Raw genomic sequence first — 14,864 nt, 5'->3', positions numbered from 1 at the left:
TTGGCTCGGCGATGATGGATGGTCGTACTACAGGTTAGTCCGGCAGCCCTTCCTCCATCCGGCCGATCACTTACCCGGCAGGACGTTGATGCGTGTCATGTCGCCGTCGTAGTAGGCCAGCAGTCGCTTGTCCATGACCTTTCGCCACAGCGGCGGCACCCACGCGCAGACGATCATGACTGCGTAACCCGCTGGAAGTTGCGGCGCTTCGGCCGCACTTCGCAGGCTCTGGTACCGCAGACGCGGATTCGCGTGATGGTCGCTGTGACGCTGAAGTTGATAGAGGAACAGATTGCTGACGACGTGGTCGCTGTTCCAGCTGTCCTCGGGCGAGCACCGGACGTACGAGCCGTCAGGCCGCTTCGCACGTAGCAAGCCGTAGTGCTCGAGATAGTTGGCGGTCTCGAGGAACGTGAAGCCTGCAATTGCCTGAACGGCGAGCCACGGCGCAATTTCCCAGCCGAACGCGGCGATCAGACTGCCGAACAGAACCACACTCATCGCCCACGCGTTCAGGATGTTGTTGCGGTAACTCCACGTCCGTCTCCCCTGACGCCTCAGACGAGCGCTTTCGATCCGCCATCCCGAGCGCAGGCCGCCGATGACGCTGCGAGGCAAGAAGAACCAGAAGTTTTCCTTGTACCGCGAGCTGGCCGGATCCTCCGGCGTCGCGACGCGGACGTGATGACCATGGTTGTGTTCGACGTAGAAATGGCCGTAGAAGGACTGCGCGAGCGCTACTTTCGCGAGCCACTTCTCGAGCTTCTCACTCTTGTGCCCCAATTCATGCGCCGCGTTGATCCCCACACCGGCAACCACGCCGGCAGTCATCGCGAGCGCGAACTTCTCCCCCGCCGCCATCGGCGCGTTCACCCAACACCACGCGACGAACACCAGCCCGACGTATTGGAGGGGCAGGAACAAGTACGTGCACCAGCGGTAGAAACGATCCTCTTGCAATTCAGGGATCGCTTCGTCCGGTGGGCTGTTACCGTCCTCGCCCGCCAGGAGATCGATCAGGGGAATGACGATGACGATCAGCCACGCCCCGATGGCCCAGAAGAGCCCGAGACTGAATTTGTCGACCAGGAACCACGCAGCGAACGGGCTGAGAGGAACCAGCAAACCCAGTGGCCACAGGTAGCGCTTCTTGTCTCGCCACACCGGCCGCTGCCCGTTCCGCGCTTGCCCTGCCGCTGTCCGGGAGGCTTCCGCGAAGGTCGTCATGTATCACCACGTTTCTGCGCAATCCACTCGATTGCCCCATCGGCTTCTATCCAGTTATCGGTCACCCTACTGCTCAGCGTTACATTTCAGGGAATTTGGTCTGTTACGGGTCGCGACAGCAAACCGTATGGCGAACTCTCCCAACCTGGCCAAATCCGACATAACGCCAGGAGGATCAGAGGCGAAGCTTCGCCTGGGTCATGAAACCCGCAGGTCAGTCCCGGAGCCTGATTTCTTCGAGTCGGTTGGCAATCCCGATCAATCCACTGGCGATAGTTACCATCTTGCAACTTTTCTGCGACAGGCACCTCTCAACCTCACACCACGACGGAGGCCCCATCCGGTTGGATGGGGCCTCCTTAGTCGCGTGACTGAACGAACCGGGTCAGATCAGCTCTTGGCGGTCACCGGGTTCGTGAGCGTGCCGATCCCCGAGACCGTGACCGACACGGAATCGCCGTCGACGATCGGGCCTACTCCGGCGGGGGTGCCGGTGAGGATGACGTCGCCAGGCAAGAGAGTCATCACCGCCGAGATCCACTCGATGATCTTCGGAATGTCGTGGAGGAGAAAAGCCGTGCTGCTGTCCTGCTTGACCTGGCCGTTCACCTCGGTCTTGATATCGACGTCGGACGCATCCAGACTGGTTTCGATCCAGGGGCCGAGTGGGCAGAAAGTGTCGTGGCCCTTCGCGCGCGTCCACTGCCCGTCGTGACGCTGATGATCTCGCGCCGACACGTCGTTGGCGATCGTGTAACCGAGGACCACGCTCAACGCCTTCGCCGCCGGAACGTCCTTGCACGGTTGACCGATGACGACCGCGAGTTCACCCTCGAAGTGCACCTCGTTCGAGGTGGGAGGCAAGACGATCGGGGCACCCGGGCCAACTATGGACGTGTTTGGCTTGAGGAAGATCACGGGGTCCGCGGGAGCCTCTCCGCCCATCTCCGCGATGTGATCTGCATAATTCTTGCCGATGCAGATCACCTTGCTGGCGAGAATCGGAGCCAGCAGACGAACATCGGCGAGCGGCCAACTTCGGCCGGTAAATGTGGGGTTCCCGAACGGGTGCTCCGCAATTTCCTTGGCGACGAGGGCATCCTCTTCACCTTCGATACTGACGAACGCAACACCATCGGGACTGGCAATTCGACCAAGACGCATGCCGGCCAGTCTATCGGGGTGCCGGAAACGACTGACGCGCGCAAGCCGAAAGGCTTACGCGCGTCAGTCTCGTGAAAGAATTCCTTACAGCGCTGCAGTGATCCGGTCGCCGATCTCCGTTGTGGAGATGGGACCTTCGCCGCGGGTAGCCAGGTCGGCAGCGACCACAGCCTCGACCCGAGCGGCGTCGTCCTCGCGTCCGAGATGGCGAAGAAGCAGTGCGGCCGAGAGGATCGCGGCGGTGGGATCAGCGATTCCCTTGCCGGCGATGTCCGGAGCACTGCCGTGAACGGGCTCGAACATCGACGGGTTGGTACCCGAGGCATCGATGTTTCCGCTTGCGGCCAAACCGATGCCACCGGTTACGGCGCCGGCGAGGTCGGTGATGATGTCACCGAAGAGGTTGTCCGTGACGATCACGTCGAAGCGCGACGGGTCGGTGACCATGTAGATCGTGGCCGCGTCGATGTGGCAGTACGCGGTTTCGACGTCCGGGAACTCGGCACCGACGGTCTCGATTGCACGCGTCCAGATTGCGCCCGCGTTGGAGAGCACGTTGGTCTTGTGAATCAAGGTGAGGTGCTTGGACCGGGTCTGCGCCAAGGCAAATGCGTAACGCACCACGCGCTCGGCACCGAACCAGGTATTGATCGACACCTCGGTTGCGATCTCGTGATCGGTGCCGACGCGGATCGCTCCACCGTTTCCGGTGTACGGACCCTCGGTGCCTTCACGAACCACGACGAAGTCGATCTCCGGCTGGGCCGCCAACGGCGACAGCGCACCCGGATACAGCTGTGCGGGGCGAAGATTCACGTGATGATCGAGCTGGAAGCGCATGTTCAGCAGCAGACCACGCTCGAGGATGCCGGGTGCGACGATCCGCGGATCACCGATGGCGCCCAACAGAATTGCGTCGTGCTGACGAATCTGGTCCAGCTCGTCCGCCGGGAGCAACTCGCCGGTGGCGTTGTAGCGACGGGCACCGAGATCGTATTCGGTGGTTTCCAGATCCGGAACCAACTTGCCGAGCACCTTGAGCGCCTCGGCAGTGACCTCGACGCCGATTCCGTCACCCGGAATGACCGCAAGCTTCATGGAGTCCTCATCTCAGTAGAACTGTGCGCCTTTATCAACCGCGGGCGGTTGATAAAGGCGCACAGCAAAAACAATCAGGAAAGGTCGACCTGGGCGACGCGAGCGTCGAGCTGCGAGACGATTGCCTCGACCTCGGCGTCACCGACGACGCGATCGACGCGCAAGATGACAGTTGCGCCTTCGCCTTCGGCATCCTGGCTCAGTGCTGCTGCGAGGATGTCGACGCCCGCGTTTCCGAGGACGGTGCCGAGGACACCGAGAACGCCCGGGCGATCGCTGTAGTGAACGACGATGTTGTGGCCCTCGGCGCGCAGGTCGAAGCTGCGTCCGTTGATGTTGACGATCTTCTCGACCTGCTGCAGACCGGTGAGTGCGCCCGTGACCGACGTGACCGTGCCGTCCGCGGCAACTGCACGCACCTCGACCGCGCTGCGGTGAGCAAGAGCCTCCGAGTGCTTCTCGACCGACACGGTCACGCCGCGCTGCTCGGCCAGTGCCGGAGCGTTGACGAACGTGACGGCCTCATCGCTGCTGGCGGAGAACACGCCGCGCAGTGCAGCCAGGCCGAGGATGTCGACGGTTTCGGCAGACAGCTCGCCGGTGGCGACAACCTGCACGGTCTGCACAGCTTCGGGCGACAACGTCGCAGCGAGGAGACCGAGCTTGCGGACGAGCTCGAGCCACGGAGCAACTTCTTCGCCCACGGGGCCGCCGGAGACGTTGACAGCCTCGGGAACGAATTCGCCTGCCAGAGCGAGGAGAACACTCTTGGCCACGTCGATGCCTGCGCGGTCCTGAGCCTCGGACGTCGATGCTCCGAGGTGCGGGGTGACAACGACGTTGTCGAGCTCGAAAAGCTTGGAATCGGTGCACGGCTCGGTGCTGAACACGTCGAGACCGGCGCCTCGGACCTTGCCGGAGACGAGTGCGTCGTAGAGCGCATCTTCGTCGATCAGACCACCGCGAGCGGCGTTGACGATGATGACGCCGTCCTTGGCCTTGGCGAGGCGCTCGGCGTTGATCAGGCCGGCCGTTTCCTTGGTCTTGGGCAGGTGCACGGAGATGAAGTCGGCACGCTCGACGAGCTCGTCGATGGTGACCAGTTCGATGCCGAGCTGCGCTGCGCGCGCTGCGGGCAGGTAGGGGTCGTACGCGATGATCGTGGTCTCGAACGCAGCGAGACGCTGCGCGAAGAGCTGGCCGATGCGGCCGAGTCCGACGACACCGACGGTCTTGCCGAGGATCTCGACACCGTTGAACTTGCTTCGCTTCCAGGTGTTCTCACGCAGAGTCTTGTCTGCTGCGGGAATCTGGCGAGCGGTCGACATGAGGAGCGCGACAGCGTGCTCGGCAGCGGAGTGAATGTTGGAGGTCGGTGCGTTGACGACCATCACGCCGCGCTCGGTGGCTGCGGGGATCTCGACGTTGTCCAGGCCGACACCGGCGCGGCCGATGATCTTCAGCTTGGTGCCGGCAGCCAGAACCTCGGCGTCGACGGTGGTGGCGGAACGGACGAGAATCGCGTCGGCCTCGGGTACCGCGGCGAGCAGCGCCGGGCGGTCGGGTCCGTCGACCCAACGCACCTCCACACCGTCACCGAGCGCCTCGACTGTGGACGGCGCGAGCTTGTCGGCGATCAGAACAACGGGACGGCCAGGCTGGCTCACGTGCAAACTCCCTGATTAGGTGGGTGTGAAGGTGGTTTAACCACCGATAGTTTAGTGCGCGCTCACTTGGAATCCACAACGCGGTAGGCAATACCACATAGTGGACACATTCGCGGGCAAATTCTCGATGGAATATGAATCCGGACTCAGACGACCCGGAAAACGACTCCGGCCCAATGCCGCGCTGGTTCAACGTAATTGAACCGGCGCGGCATCAGGCCAGTGGAGACGTGGAGCGTGAAACTGCGAATTACGCGGTTTCGGTGATCGGACGATCGACCCAGCTCATCAGGTCGCGCAGCTTCTTGCCGGTGACCTCGATGGGGTGCTCGGCGTTGGCCTTGCGCAGGCCCTCGAGCTCGGTGTTGCCGTTCTCGACGTTGGCAACCAGACGACGGGTGAACTCGCCGGACTGGATGTCGGCCAGGATCGCCTTCATGCGCTCCTTGGTGTCGGCGTCGATGACGCGCGGGCCGGAGAGGTATCCACCGAACTCAGCGGTGTCGGACACCGAGTAGTTCATGCGGGCGATGCCACCCTCGTACATGAGGTCGACGATGAGCTTGAGCTCGTGCAGAACCTCGAAGTACGCCATCTCGGGTGCGTAGCCGGCCTCGACCATGACCTCGAAACCGGTCTTGACCAGTTCCTCGGTGCCGCCGCAGAGCACGGCCTGCTCGCCGAAGAGGTCCGTCTCGGTCTCTTCCTTGAACGTGGTCTTGATGACGCCTGCGCGGGTTCCGCCGATGCCCTTGGCGTAGGACAGAGCGAGAGCCTGTCCTTCACCCTTGGGATCCTGGTCGATGGCGATGAGCGCGGGAACGCCCTTGCCGTCGACGAACTGACGACGCACCAGGTGGCCGGGGCCCTTGGGGGCGACCATGCCGACGGTGACGAACTCCGGAGCCTTGATCAGGTCGAAGTGAATGTTCAGGCCGTGACCGAAGAACAGCGCGTCGCCGTCCTTGAGGTTCGGCTCGATGTCATTGGTGAAAATGCTCGCCTGAGCGGTGTCAGGTGCGAGCACCATGATGACGTCGGCCCACTCGGAAACCTCGGCCGGCGTACCGACCGTCAGCCCCTGCTCTTCAGCCTTCTCACGCGACTTCGAGCCTTCCTTGAGGCCGATGCGCACATCGACGCCCGAGTCACGCAGGCTCAGCGAATGGGCGTGGCCCTGGCTTCCGTAGCCGATCACAGCAACCTTGCGGCCCTGAATGATCGACAGATCGGCATCGTCGTCGTAGAACATCTCGACTGCCACAGTTCTCAACCTCTCCTTGGATTTTTACGTGTCTAAAAGTACTAGCGGGTGGCCGTGATCGACTTCGGCCCTCGACCGACTGCCACGACCCCGGACTGAACGATCTCCCGGATACCGTACGGATCAAGCATCCGCAGCAGTGCATCCAGCTTGGACCGAGTACCGGTCGCCTCGATGGTGACGGACTCCGGAGAGACGTCGATCACCTTGGCGCGGAACAGGTTCACCGTTTCGATGACCTGCGTGCGCACGCTTGCATCAGCGCGCACCTTGATGAGCACGAGCTCGCGAGCGACGGATGCTTCACCGTCCTGCTCGACGATCTTGATGACGTTGATCAGCTTGTTGAGCTGCTTCGTCACCTGCTCGAGAGGGAACTCGTCGACCGTGACGACGATGGTCATACGTGAGATCTCGGGGATCTCGGTTCCGCCCACCGCAAGGGATTCGATGTTGAATCCGCGGCGGGAGAAAAGTGCGGAGACGCGAGCCAGCACGCCTGGCTTGTCCTCGACGAGAACACTGAGGGTGTGACTGGTGCTCACTTCTGATCCTCCCCTGTGCCCGCGGCGGGTCCGGCTTGCTCGCGTGACATGGCTTCGTGGATGACGGCGGGCTCGGCAACTGCCTCGTCGTCGTCGAACAGCGGCCGGATGCCCCGGGCCGCCATGATTTCGTCGTTGCTCGTTCCGGCAGCGACCATCGGCCACACCTGTGCGTCGGCGGTGACGATGAAGTCGATCACGACAGGCTTGTCGTTGATGGACTGCGCCTCACGGATCGCAGCTTCGACATCTTCTTCACGCTCGACACGAATTCCGTGGCAGCCCAATGCTTCTGCGAGCTTCACGAAGTCCGGGATGCGGATGGCGCCGTGCGTTCCGAGGTTGGTGTTGGAGTAGCGCTCTTCATAGAAGAGTGTCTGCCACTGGCGCACCATGCCGAGGTTGCCGTTGTTGATGAGTGCAACCTTGATCGGAATACCTTCGAGTGCGCAGGTTGCGAGTTCCTGATTGGTCATCTGGAAGCAGCCGTCGCCGTCGATCGCCCACACCTCGGTGTCGGGCATACCCATCTTGGCGCCCATGGCTGCGGGAACCGCGTACCCCATGGTGCCGAGCCCGCCCGAGTTGAGCCACGTGCGCGGCTTCTCGTAGCCGACGAACTGCGCGGCCCACATCTGGTGCTGACCGACGCCGGCGCAGTAGATGGCATCCGGTCCGGCGAGCTTGCCGACGGTCTGGATCACGTACTCCGGGCTCAGCTGACCGTCGGTGGGACGGTCGTAGCTCAGCGGGTACGTACGACGGATGTCGTTCAGGTACGCCCACCACTCGGTGAGGTCGAACGTGGTGCCCGTGGCCATGTCGGCACGGATCGCCTCGATGAGTTCGGTGATGACCTCTTTGCAGTCGCCCACGATCGGGACGTCCGCGTAGCGGTTCTTGCCGATCTCGGCCGGGTCGATGTCGGCATGGATGACCTTGGCGTCGGGCGCGAAGGAATTCAACTGACCGGTGACGCGGTCGTCGAAACGCGCACCGAGGGTGATCAGTAGATCGCTACGCTGCAGAGCGGCGACTGCGGCAACGGTGCCGTGCATTCCCGGCATACCGCAGTTGAGGTCGTGACTGTCCGGGAACGCGCCGCGGGCCATCAGCGTGGTGACGACGGGGATACCGGTCAGCTCGGCCAATTCGAGCAGCTCCGGCGAGGAGTCGGACTTGATGACGCCGCCACCGACGTACAGAACCGGCGACTTGGCGTCGGCGATCAGACGTGCAGCTTCACGAACCTGCTTGCCGTGCGGCTTGGTCACCGGGCGGTAGCCCGGCAGACGCATCTCCGGCGGCCACGAGAACGTGGTCTGCGACTGCAGGATGTCCTTGGGGATATCGACCAGGACGGCGCCGGGGCGACCGCTGGCCGCGAGGTAGAAGGCCTCGGCCATGATGCGCGGGATGTCGATCGCGTCGGTGATCAGGAAGTTGTGCTTGGTGACCGGCATCGTGATGCCTGAGATGTCGGCTTCCTGGAAGCCGTCGGTACCGATCAGCGAGCGCGCCACCTGTCCGGTGATCGCCACGATCGGAACGGAGTCCATCTGCGCGTCGGCCAGCGGCGTGACCAGGTTGGTCGCACCGGGACCCGAGGTGGCCATGCAGACGCCGACCTTGCCGGTCGCCTGGGCGTAACCGGTGGCAGCGTGGCCTGCACCCTGCTCGTGGCGCACGAGCACGTGGCGGACCTTGACCGAATCGAAGAGTGGGTCGTAAACCGGGAGCACGGCACCGCCGGGAATGCCGAATACCGTGTCGACCTCGAGCTCTTCGAGGGCTCGAACCACAGACTGCGCGCCGGTTACCCGCTCAGGCGGGAGCTGGCGACGGTTGGCCGTCTGGGTTGCGGCAGCCGCGGTTGTCGGGCTCGGTGTCCCTGACTTGCGCGGCGTGGGTTGAGGCCGTGCTGTTGGTGCGCTCACTGGGAAATCCTCTGATTCTGGCTCCGGGCAACAAAAAACCCCCGTCAGCATCTGCTGAGCGAGGGTGGCGCGTCGTTATCTGGTGAGTTGAAAAATCGACTCAGGCGACGACGCGCCGGCCGATTACGAGCAACTCATTCTGTTTCACGCACTCGACAGTAGAGGCGCTAGTCGCGAACGGCAAACTTGGTGAGTCGACCGTCCCAGAATCTGAGATACATCGGCTGCAATGCGAAGATGTAGAGGTGTCAACTTCGCAGCAGCCCGTGCCACCGGCTCAATCATCCCACACGCCGAAACCACTTCGGCACGTCATCCGCATTTCGCAGCTCGCTTACATGGCGTGCGCGTTCCTTCTGTTCGCGGTCAGCTTCCCGATCTTCGGGTGGCCCGTCGCCTTCAGCTGGTTGCTGATCCTTCCGATCATCGCCGTCTATCTCGTCGCGCGACTGCGCACCACCGTCAGCCCTGACGGCCTCGAGGTCCGCTCGACGTTCTCCAAGCGCACCCTCGCCTGGGACGACGTCAAGGGTTTCCGCTTCCCGAAGCGGAGTTGGGCGCGCGCGGAACTCACCGACGGAACCGAGGTGACCCTGCCTGCGGTCAGCTTCGTCAGGCTTCCCGAGATCGCGATCGCCAGCGGCGGCCGCATCACCGATCCCTACGCATCCGCCGCAGAAGCCTTCGCCGCCAAGGAAGCCGAAGAGGAAGAAGCAGCTGCAGAAGCAGACGCAGAATCCGAGGTCGCCGAGAACACACAGGACCAGCCCGAAGAGAAGCGCCCGTAACACGCGAGTAGCGTTGAAAGGCCCTCGCTTCTATTTGAGTGGACCAGCAACGATCACATAAGGAACACGCCCATGCCCCCGTTGAGGTCACGCACCACCACCATCGGACGTAATGCTGCCGGCGCCCGATCCCTGTGGCGCGCCACAGGAATGACGGATTCCGACTTCGGAAAGCCGATCGTCGCCGTAGCGAACTCGTACACCCAGTTCGTACCCGGCCACGTGCATCTCAAGAACGTGGGCGAGATCGTTGCCGAGGCCATCAGTGCGGCCGGCGGCGTCGCTCGTGAGTTCCACACCATCGCAGTCGACGACGGCATCGCAATGGGCCACGGCGGAATGCTCTACTCGCTCCCGAGCCGCGAGATCATCGCCGACTCGGTCGAGTACATGGCAAACGCCCACACAGCCGACGCACTGGTGTGTATCTCCAACTGCGACAAGATCACTCCCGGCATGCTCAACGCTGCGATGCGCCTGAACATCCCGACCGTCTTCGTCTCCGGTGGTCCGATGGAGGCCGGTAAGGCAGTGGTCGTCGGCGGCGTGGCCCAAGCCCCCACCGACCTCATCACCGCGATCTCCGCCTCTGCCAACGATGCCGTGTCCGACGAGGGCCTCGACGAGGTCGAGCGCAGCGCGTGCCCGACATGCGGGTCCTGCTCCGGAATGTTCACCGCCAATTCCATGAACTGCCTGACGGAGGCCCTCGGCCTCGCATTGCCGGGCAACGGCTCCACGCTGGCAACTCACAAGGCTCGTCACGCACTCTTCTCTCGTGCGGGCACCACCGTGGTCGAGGCTGCCCTCAAGTACTACCGCGACGGCGACGAGTCGGTGCTGCCACGCAACATCGCGACCCCGGCAGCGTTCCGCAACGCGATGGCTCTCGACGTCGCCATGGGCGGTTCCACCAACACCGTCCTGCACACGCTGGCTGCGGCGCAGGAAGGCGAGGTCGACTTCGACCTCGACACCATCGACGCGATCAGCCGAAAGGTTCCGTGCCTGTCCAAGGTCTCTCCCAACTCGGACTACCACATGGAAGACGTCCACCGCGCCGGCGGAATCCCCGCCCTGCTCGGTGAGCTTCGCCGCGGCGGACTCCTCGAAACCGACGTGTCCACCGTGCACACCAAGAGCTTCGACCAGTGGCTCGACGACTGGGACATCCGCTCCGGCAAGGCAACCGACGAGGCAATCGAACTCTTCCACGCGGCTCCCGGCGGCGTGCGCACCATCGAACCGTTCTCCACGGACAACCGTTGGTCTGCCCTCGACACCGATGCGGCCGGCGGCTGTATCCGCGACGTCGAGAACGCCTACACCGTCGAAGGCGGCTTGGTTGTCCTGCGTGGCAACATCGCACTCGACGGCGCAATACTCAAAACGGCCGGCATCGACGAGGAACTGTTCTCCTTCCAGGGCCCGGCGCTCGTCGTCGAATCCCAAGAAGAAGCCGTCTCGGTCATCTTGCAGAAGAAGATCAAGGCCGGCGACGTTCTCGTCGTGCGCTACGAAGGCCCCAAGGGTGGCCCCGGCATGCAGGAAATGCTGCACCCCACTGCCTTCCTCAAGGGCGCAGGCCTCGGTAAGGAATGCGCGCTGATCACCGACGGTCGTTTCTCGGGCGGAACTTCCGGGCTGTCCATCGGTCACATCTCCCCCGAGGCTGCCGCAGGCGGAATCATCGGTCTCGTCCAGAACGGCGATCAGGTTCGCATCGACGTCGCCTCGCGCACGCTCGAGATCCTGGTCGACGACGACGTCCTCACCGAGCGACGCGCGAAGATGGAGGCCTCGGAGCGCCCGTGGCAGCCGGTCGATCGTCAGCGCACCGTGACGACAGCACTGCGCGCCTACGCCGCTCTGGCGACGTCCGCCGACAAGGGCGCGGTTCGCTACGTTCCGTAAGTTCTGCCACGAATCGAAAAAATCCCCGGCCACTTTTTCGGCCGGGGATTTTTTCTGTCAGCGCTCGTGCGGCTCGAGACGCCCGTAGCCGATGTGACAGTCACACAAGGTTTTCGGGCAGCCGCACGTGCGGCAACCAACTCAGCTCCACGAGAATGCTCGCCAACGGGCCACGACAGAGGGTCGACAGAGTCGGGTTCATTTCACCTCGGAGAAGAACGCGGGACCGACTGCGTCCGAACACGCCATACTTCCTCCGGTGTTGTATGAGCTTGAACCACAACCCAATCCGATCATCCCGTCGCCGACACACTCTGCCACGACGCGTGATGGACGCTCGACCGGATCCAGGTACGCGGTGGTCCTCTCGCCTGTCGCCCCGATACGGGTGAAATGGGACGTGCCGGCACAGCGACAGTGCAACTCATCGACAGCAAGACCGACCGACAGGTACCGAATAGTCGGGCGACACGCGGAGCACCAACGGGACGATATGAGCTATCAGACATTTCAGACCGAATCGCGCGTCCGGCTCGTGAGCGAATTCACTTGGACGTAGGGTTTCAGACACCAGCTGATCAATTCAGATACATGAGGGGGGATGACTTTCAGTCAGGTGATCATTTCGGTCAGTTCGAGCGAGCTGACTTGCACACGGCGCTCACCAGTGGTTCCCTCATCAGGTCGCTGAGACGCACATCACAACGACGACAGTCAGCCACCGCCCGTCACCCACAAGGTCGACGGGAAACAACCAAGGAGCAATACATGCCCGGAGTCGGCATATGGCGCACCAAATCCGTCGAGCAATCGATCGCGGACACCGACGAGCCTGAGACAAAGCTCAAGAAGGAACTGACCGCGAAGGACCTCACGGTATTCGGAGTCGCCGTCGTCATCGGCGCAGGCATCTTCACGCTGACTGCTCGAACCGCAGGCAATGTCGCAGGACCCTCCATTTCACTGGCATTCGTTCTCGCTGCCATCGCCTGTGGCCTCGCCGCGCTGTGTTACGCGGAGTTCGCCTCCACCGTCCCCGTCGCAGGCAGCGCATACACGTTCTCCTACGCCACGTTCGGGGAGTTCGCCGCCTGGATCATCGGCTGGGACCTCATTCTCGAGTTCGCTCTCGCCTCCGCCGTCGTCGGCAAGGGCTGGTCGCTGTACCTCGGCAACGTCATCGGGGCCAGCGGAAGCACCACCGCCCACATCGGTTCGATCAGCTTCGACTGGGGCGCTCTGCTCATCATCGGCGCGATCACGCTGATCCTCGCGATCGGCACCAAGGTTTCCTCGCGAGTCTCCGCAATCATCACCGCGATCAAGATCGCAGTAGTCCTGCTCGTCATCGTCGTGGGCGCGTTCTACATCAAGAAGGAGAACTACTCCCCCTTCATCCCGCCGTCCGAAGGAACCGAGAGTTCTGCAAGCGGAATCCATCAGACCTTGTTCTCCTGGCTGACCGGCGCAGGCGGAAGCAGCTACGGCGCTTACGGATTGCTCGCCGCAGCCAGCCTCGTGTTCTTTGCCTTCATCGGTTTCGACGTCGTCGCCACCACCGCCGAGGAAACCAAGAACCCGCAGAAGTCGTTGCCGCGAGGAATCTTCGGCTCGCTCGCCATCGTCACGGTTCTCTACGTTGCCGTCACGCTCGTACTGACCGGCATGGTCAAGTACACCGAACTCAAGGACGGCAGTCCGTTGGTCGGCGATTCCAGCGCCACCCTCGCAACCGCATTCGAGGCCAACGGAATCGGTTGGGCACAAACCGCCATCAACTTCGGTGGCCTGGCCGGCCTCACGACAGTTGTCATGGTCATGATGCTCGGCCAGACCCGCGTCCTCTTCGCCATGTCCCGTGACGGCCTCATGCCGCGCAGCCTGGCCAAGACCAACGCCAAGGGCATCCCGATGCGCATCACGTTGATCGTCGGTGGCATCGTTGCCGTCCTGGCAGCGTTCTTCCCCATGGGCACGCTCGAAGAGATGGTCAACATCGGAACGCTGTTCGCCTTCGTCCTGGTTTGTGTCGGTGTCATCGTCCTTCGCCGCACCCGCCCCGACCTGCCGCGCGGATTCCGCGTCCCGCTGGTGCCGTTCGTTCCGATCGTCGCCGTGCTCGCCTGCGGTTGGCTGATGCTCAACCTCTCGGTCGAGACCTGGATCCGGTTCCTCGTCTGGATGGCCATCGGTGTGCTCGTGTACTTCGCCTACGGTCACCGCAAGTCGGTCCTCGGTCGCAAGCTCAAGGACGGAACGGCCATCCCGTCCGCGAACGCCGACCCGGTACTCGTCAAGGACTGATCCTTCACAAACGAACCGCCGCTCTCCGATTCGGAGAGCGGCGGTTCGTTTGTTCGACGGCGCGAGTTTCAGATGAGCGGATTGGCACCGTTCAGGAAGATCCAGGTGCAGACGCCGGCAGCGATACCGAGGATCAAAACCACGAGCGATCCGATAAACGGACGAGTTGCCCAGCCACGACGACCGTCGAGCGCAATACGACCTGGTCCCGTCAAAATGATGACGCCCGCACAGATTCCGAGCAGCATCTCGTACTCGGTCCCGGCCGGGGCGAAGTACTCCAGGCCGGGTGCGCTCGCCTGACGCAGCGCCCACGCATTGATCATCACCGCCAGAACCGACGCTGCCGCAACGGGAGTCAGCAACCCGAGGATCAGGAGGGCGCCACCTGCGACTTCACCGACGGCGCCGAGTATCGCCATCCACTTCGCCTGCTGGAACCCGGCGTCCGCCAGCATCGACTCGAACCCGTTCAGCCCCGGCCCGTTCCAGATACCGGTCAACTTCTGCAGACCGTGCACCAACGCAGTTCCACCGACGGCCAATCGCAGTGCAAGCAACCCGAGGTCGAGAGTGCCTCGGCCCCGCGGAGACTCAGTTGTACCTGCCACGGCTTCGGCGGTGGGAACGGCGGCGATCGGAGCGTCGTACGCCGTCTCACGCTCGAGAGCCACGGTCGGCTGATCCGCGCCAGGTGCTCGGTATGTCGGTATCTGTTCGGTCAGGGAGTTGGCGTTCGTGGAACCGAAATCGAGATCGTCGTCGGTCCGCGGCAACGGATTCTTGGCGCTCACCGTCGGAAATTGTTCGGTGGGCGAATCATACGGACTGGACACATTGCCCGTCGGCTTGTCCGCATCCGACAACTCGCTGGGATCTTTTCGCTCGTCAGTCACGTAGGTGAGCCTATGACCGATTCACGAACTCGACGGGGAACCTTGGTCCGGCGTGGCGGC

11 protein-coding genes are annotated in these 14,864 nt (G+C 63.0%); 3 read left to right on the top strand and 8 right to left on the bottom strand.

Translation table 11 applies throughout. The annotated features are described in order from the left end of the window. Positions 1-66: 66 nt before the first annotated feature. The 7 genes from P0M12_RS24025 to P0M12_RS23995 all read right to left on the bottom strand — a co-directional run bounded on the left by P0M12_RS24025 (position 67) and on the right by P0M12_RS23995 (position 8,902). Positions 67-1,227, bottom strand: a complete 1,161-nt coding sequence (locus P0M12_RS24025) for an alkane 1-monooxygenase (RefSeq protein ID WP_030535413.1) — start codon at positions 1,225-1,227, stop codon at positions 67-69. Positions 1,228-1,617: 390 nt separating this feature from the next. Next, complete coding sequence (locus P0M12_RS24020; RefSeq protein ID WP_003944722.1) at positions 1,618-2,391, bottom strand: fumarylacetoacetate hydrolase family protein; 774 nt, start codon at positions 2,389-2,391, stop codon at positions 1,618-1,620. 84 nt (positions 2,392-2,475) lie between these two features. Then, positions 2,476-3,489, bottom strand: a complete 1,014-nt coding sequence (locus P0M12_RS24015; RefSeq protein WP_003944691.1) for a 3-isopropylmalate dehydrogenase — start codon at positions 3,487-3,489, stop codon at positions 2,476-2,478. Positions 3,490-3,563: 74 nt separating this feature from the next. Then, positions 3,564-5,156, bottom strand: coding sequence for a phosphoglycerate dehydrogenase (gene serA / locus P0M12_RS24010; RefSeq protein ID WP_003944758.1), 1,593 nt, complete (start codon positions 5,154-5,156; stop codon positions 3,564-3,566). Positions 5,157-5,406: 250 nt separating this feature from the next. Beyond that, the gene (gene ilvC / locus P0M12_RS24005; RefSeq protein WP_030535412.1) at positions 5,407-6,408 is read right to left on the bottom strand and encodes a ketol-acid reductoisomerase; all 1,002 of its coding nucleotides are present in this window, start codon (positions 6,406-6,408) and stop codon (positions 5,407-5,409) included. Positions 6,409-6,461: 53 nt separating this feature from the next. Beyond that, positions 6,462-6,965: an acetolactate synthase small subunit gene (gene ilvN / locus P0M12_RS24000; protein WP_003944718.1), complete on the bottom strand. Its 504-nt coding sequence runs from the start codon at positions 6,963-6,965 to the stop codon at positions 6,462-6,464. Further along, on the bottom strand, positions 6,962-8,902 hold the full coding sequence (locus P0M12_RS23995; protein ID WP_030535411.1) for an acetolactate synthase large subunit: 1,941 nt from the start codon (positions 8,900-8,902) through the stop codon (positions 6,962-6,964). Before P0M12_RS23995 ends, ilvN begins: the two co-directional genes overlap by 4 nt. Before the next feature lie 266 nt (positions 8,903-9,168). On the opposite strand from P0M12_RS23995, the gene P0M12_RS23990 reads away from it, so the two are divergent. From P0M12_RS23990 to P0M12_RS23980, 3 genes are all read left to right on the top strand, one after another. Continuing rightward, entirely contained in the window at positions 9,169-9,690 is a 522-nt protein-coding gene (locus P0M12_RS23990) for a PH domain-containing protein (protein WP_083057532.1), read from the top strand. 72 nt (positions 9,691-9,762) lie between these two features. After that, positions 9,763-11,604 carry a dihydroxy-acid dehydratase gene (gene ilvD / locus P0M12_RS23985; RefSeq protein ID WP_003944755.1) on the top strand — a complete coding sequence of 614 codons (1,842 nt, stop codon included), beginning with the start codon at positions 9,763-9,765 and terminating at the stop codon, positions 11,602-11,604. Between the two features lie 768 nt (positions 11,605-12,372). Continuing rightward, positions 12,373-13,908 (top strand): amino acid permease, encoded by a 1,536-nt coding sequence (locus P0M12_RS23980; RefSeq protein WP_003944693.1) that lies wholly within the window; start codon positions 12,373-12,375, stop codon positions 13,906-13,908. A 68-nt stretch (positions 13,909-13,976) separates the two neighbouring features. Here the strand turns inward: P0M12_RS23980 and P0M12_RS23975 are convergent, their stop codons facing one another. After that, the gene (locus tag P0M12_RS23975; RefSeq protein WP_003944742.1) at positions 13,977-14,804 is read right to left on the bottom strand and encodes a DoxX family protein; all 828 of its coding nucleotides are present in this window, start codon (positions 14,802-14,804) and stop codon (positions 13,977-13,979) included. Positions 14,805-14,864 lie beyond the last annotated feature (60 nt).

Source organism: Rhodococcus sp. RCBS9 (assembly GCF_029457415.1).
GTDB lineage: Bacteria > Actinomycetota > Actinomycetes > Mycobacteriales > Mycobacteriaceae > Rhodococcus_F > Rhodococcus_F qingshengii.
The sequence above is the reverse complement of the archived record's forward strand: the minus strand, read 5'-3'. Positions and strand labels throughout refer to the sequence as shown.